General features: G+C 51.6%; 5 protein-coding genes. All 5 read right to left on the reverse strand.

What is annotated here, in order from left to right; genetic code table 11:
• Window positions 1–3 precede the first annotated feature (3 nt).
• Complete coding sequence (locus tag DQ405_RS26050; RefSeq protein ID WP_168426456.1) at window positions 4–249, reverse strand: hypothetical protein; 246 nt, start codon at window positions 247–249, stop codon at window positions 4–6.
• A 120-nt stretch (window positions 250–369) separates the two neighbouring features.
• Window positions 370–741, reverse strand: coding sequence for an HNH endonuclease (locus tag DQ405_RS26055; RefSeq protein WP_168426457.1), 372 nt, complete (start codon window positions 739–741; stop codon window positions 370–372).
• A complete protein-coding gene (locus tag DQ405_RS26060) occupies window positions 704–931 on the reverse strand; it encodes a hypothetical protein (protein WP_168426458.1) in 228 nt (75 codons plus the stop codon). The genes DQ405_RS26055 and DQ405_RS26060 overlap by 38 nt, the downstream gene beginning before the upstream one ends.
• Before the next feature lie 41 nt (window positions 932–972).
• The gene (locus DQ405_RS26065) at window positions 973–1,938 is read right to left on the reverse strand and encodes an AAA family ATPase (RefSeq protein ID WP_168426459.1); all 966 of its coding nucleotides are present in this window, start codon (window positions 1,936–1,938) and stop codon (window positions 973–975) included.
• A complete protein-coding gene (locus DQ405_RS26070; RefSeq protein WP_168426460.1) occupies window positions 1,935–3,299 on the reverse strand; it encodes a hypothetical protein in 1,365 nt (454 codons plus the stop codon). The genes DQ405_RS26065 and DQ405_RS26070 overlap by 4 nt, the downstream gene beginning before the upstream one ends.
• Window positions 3,300–3,408: the final 109 nt, after the last annotated feature.

Below are 3,408 nucleotides of genomic sequence, written 5' to 3' on the forward strand. Positions count from 1 at the left end.
CTTTCAGCGCTGTACCAATTCGATAGCCCGGTCAGACAGCGCACCATGCAGGCTCCTCAAAGCTGCTTCCAGTTCACTGCCTTCCTCCACATCGAAGCGCTCAATGGTTTCCATCGAGCTTTTGAGGGCTAAGTTAGCATTCACAATTACTTCCTTGCCCGCAATCTTGGTCAGCAGGTCGTCACACAGCTTTTGCCCTTGAGGCGTGATGCCGCGATAGAGCGTGATGCTGTGATCGTTGGTTTGCACGCGAATGAACCGAACATGATCGTCGAATCGGTGAAACCGTGGATGGAACATTTCCGTAAAAGTACTTGGTAATGGATAGGCTTTCCAGGTTCTGCTTTTGTCGGGCAGGCCCAGTCCTTATCACTCTTTTAAACTGTTGCAATCTACACACGCGACCGACAGGTTCCAGAAGTGAAACGAGTACTGCTCATAGCTTTCACGGGGGAGGATGTGTTCAATTGGCTTAGAATAGCCGCTGTTGAACAACCATCGGCGGCAATAGCAGCATCGATTACCTTGTTCTTTCGCGATGTAGTTCCTGAATGCGCCTTTGATGTCACTGACGATGGGCTTCGCTGTGCCTCGTTTGTTCTTGGGCTTCTCTTTCTGTGCCGAGGTAGTAGGCGCTCCCGCTTCAGGTGCGCCTGCGGCAGCAACTGCTCCACTCGCTGTACATTCAACCGGCGGTTCGGGCTCAGGTTTTTTCTTGGGTTTGGGATTCGAAAAACTCATTCCACAGGTTGCGTTTCACAAGTTCCGCACCGGCCTGCTGCACCTTGAATCGCTTTAATGCCAGCACATGGAAGCGATGGATGTTGAACATCACAACCTTATGGAAGCGTGGCTCGGAATGGCACTGTGTCTTGTAGCCCTTGTATGTGGACGTCAGCTCTGCCTCGTCCAAAACAGAGTAATCAGGCATGGCTTACCTCCGCTTCGCTCAACACCAAATAATCAGTCATTTTAGATCTCAGCTCCCTCTCGGGCGAGCTTATCTGCTGCTTCCTTGTCACGTAGAAGCAGCTCTACAGCCGTGTAAGCTTTTTTTATGAGGTCGACGTCTTCTTGCTGGCCTGGCGGGACGTATGCCCCACGTATAACCTTCATCTTCTCGATCATCCCTTCAAGCTCAGCCAGCGGAGAAGGGTGGTCAGCTAGGGAAGACGCTTTCGATTCCATGGTCTTCGCAACAATGCGCGCACAAGCTTCGTGCACTGCGCGATTATGTGGGGTGTAGGTACCAAACCCCCCCAAGATGATCGATTCGACCGAATAGCGTTCTCTCTCACCTAGCTCCGGCAATAGTCCCATGTTCAGCATGAAACTGTGACTGCCCCTATCGTTGGCATTGGTAATAAGGGTGGGGGCATGGGTCGCCACGACGAACGAGCAGCCGAACCGTCGAGACAAGAGATGGAAAACTCTCGGCAGCGTTTGCTGCCATTTCAGGTGCAAGCTGATCTCCGGCTCGTCCACCAGGAAGACCGTGCCACGCTCAGCCGTGGTAATGATGCTCAGCAACAGCTGGTTGATGTTTTGCTCACCCGAGCTTAAGGACGAGTAGGAGATAATCCGTTCCTTTTGATCCTCCGTTGCCGGGCGCACTACGCCAAACTCATAATTACCCAGCTTGGTCGGAACTTGATTATCAGCAGCATTATCCGACATCTTCATGAGCCGAATGTCGGCTGGCGTGTTGTCCAAGGCCATTTCAGGCCGGAGCATGAAGTAGAAGCGCGTTGCGAACCCCAAACACTCCTGACACTCCTTTAAGGCCTCGAGCATGTGCTGGTCGACGAGCACCCGTGCCGCCAGGTACGTAATGTTCTTCGTCAGCTTTGAGGGCGAGATTGAGTCCGTGCTGGTTCGCGCACCCCGGTACTCGAAGCGACTGTTTTGTTTTGGCGCGCCCGAGCGGAAAGCGGTCATGCACGCCCGTTCGAGATCCCTACCGTTTTGCGATCTAGCTCGCCGATTCGTTGGATAAGCTCACACAGCAGCTGGGTCTTGCCGGCGCCGTTGTTACCGATGATGTAGATGCATGCAGGCTCAGCGGGGTCGTTCAGTAGCTTGAGAATATCTTGGGGATTTGCCGTAACGTTGAACGCACTTCCTTCGAGCTGATTGGTACGAATGAAGTTTTTGGGCGAGTAGATCTTCAAAGGCTCTTGGGGATCAGTCTTGTCCTCAATGCATAGTGTCTTGATGTTCTGATATCCACTTGAGAATTGAGCATTCAAGATGGTTGCAACCTTCGCGGGAATACTCTTCGGCAGACTGTCGATGTCGCGTGCTTCATGAATGTTGAAAATGTGTCCAGCCAGGATCGCGCGCTCCTGAAGATCCAGTCGTTCCAGTGATTTGTTAGAATTGGATACATCAACGTAGAGGTGTGGCTTGCGCATCAAATGAATATGCTGGCTGAAGATAAGGAGCACTTGGTCGTTCGAGGCGTTTCTGGCTTCACTGGTACTGAAGCAAATCGCTGCATCAAACCGCAGACCAGCTTCCACTGCGGGTGCAATTTCTTTGAGCAATCTGCCGTATTTCGCTTTGCTGGCAGGAAGTACCAGCATAAAGCGGGCGGCTTCCGCATACTCCAAGGCAAATTCTGCGAAATTGGTCAATCCCATCACCGCCATGAAGTTGAATTGGGGACCTGAATCAATGAGGTAACTTGGTTGATTATCGGCGATCCGGCCTGGTATGCGGCTGTCAATGAAATCAGGATAGATCTGGTTGATAATCAGCTTGAAGGAAATGAGGGTCCTTAAGGCTCTTGAGACAGGGGCTATCATCGGGAAGGAGCTGTCATCAATTAATATCGCCTTGCCAATGGACAATTCGGCTGTTGTCGGCGCGATCTCGACAATGGGCGAGTACAGGGTGGAGTGGATACTGCCGACTAAGGCCGCCACCGTCATCGGATGGCTAGGTGGGATCTTGTAGACTTCGAAGATGTACAAATCAATGAGGTAAGTCGCCGTTTTTACTCTGACCTCTCGATCCATCGTTTCGGACGAAACATCGCGTACGCTTACCAGCTTTTCATTAAACGCAGACCTGATTTCGGTATCGTCGAAATCTTTCAGCTTCAAGAGTTCAGTCACTCCTGCACGGGCATCTTCGAAGAAATTGCGATACTGGCTCTGTAAAATCAGGCCTTTGGTCAGATGCAGCGCTGCGAGGAGATTGATTTTTTCTGGTGAAATGCTTGGAAAACTGCGGCTTACGGTGTGCATTTCTTCAGCGATAAGGCGAGTGATCTCACGGCCTTCGTCGTATTCCATATGAGGGTCTCAAGTCTGCTGTGCGTCTAAGAAGGTAGTGGCTGAGTGAATCTCGCTGCGACCGTACGAGCTTAAGAGCCGGACACGGTCGCTTCTAGCACTCAGTGCT

It is taken from the genome of Pseudomonas sp. SST3, from assembly GCF_003325755.1.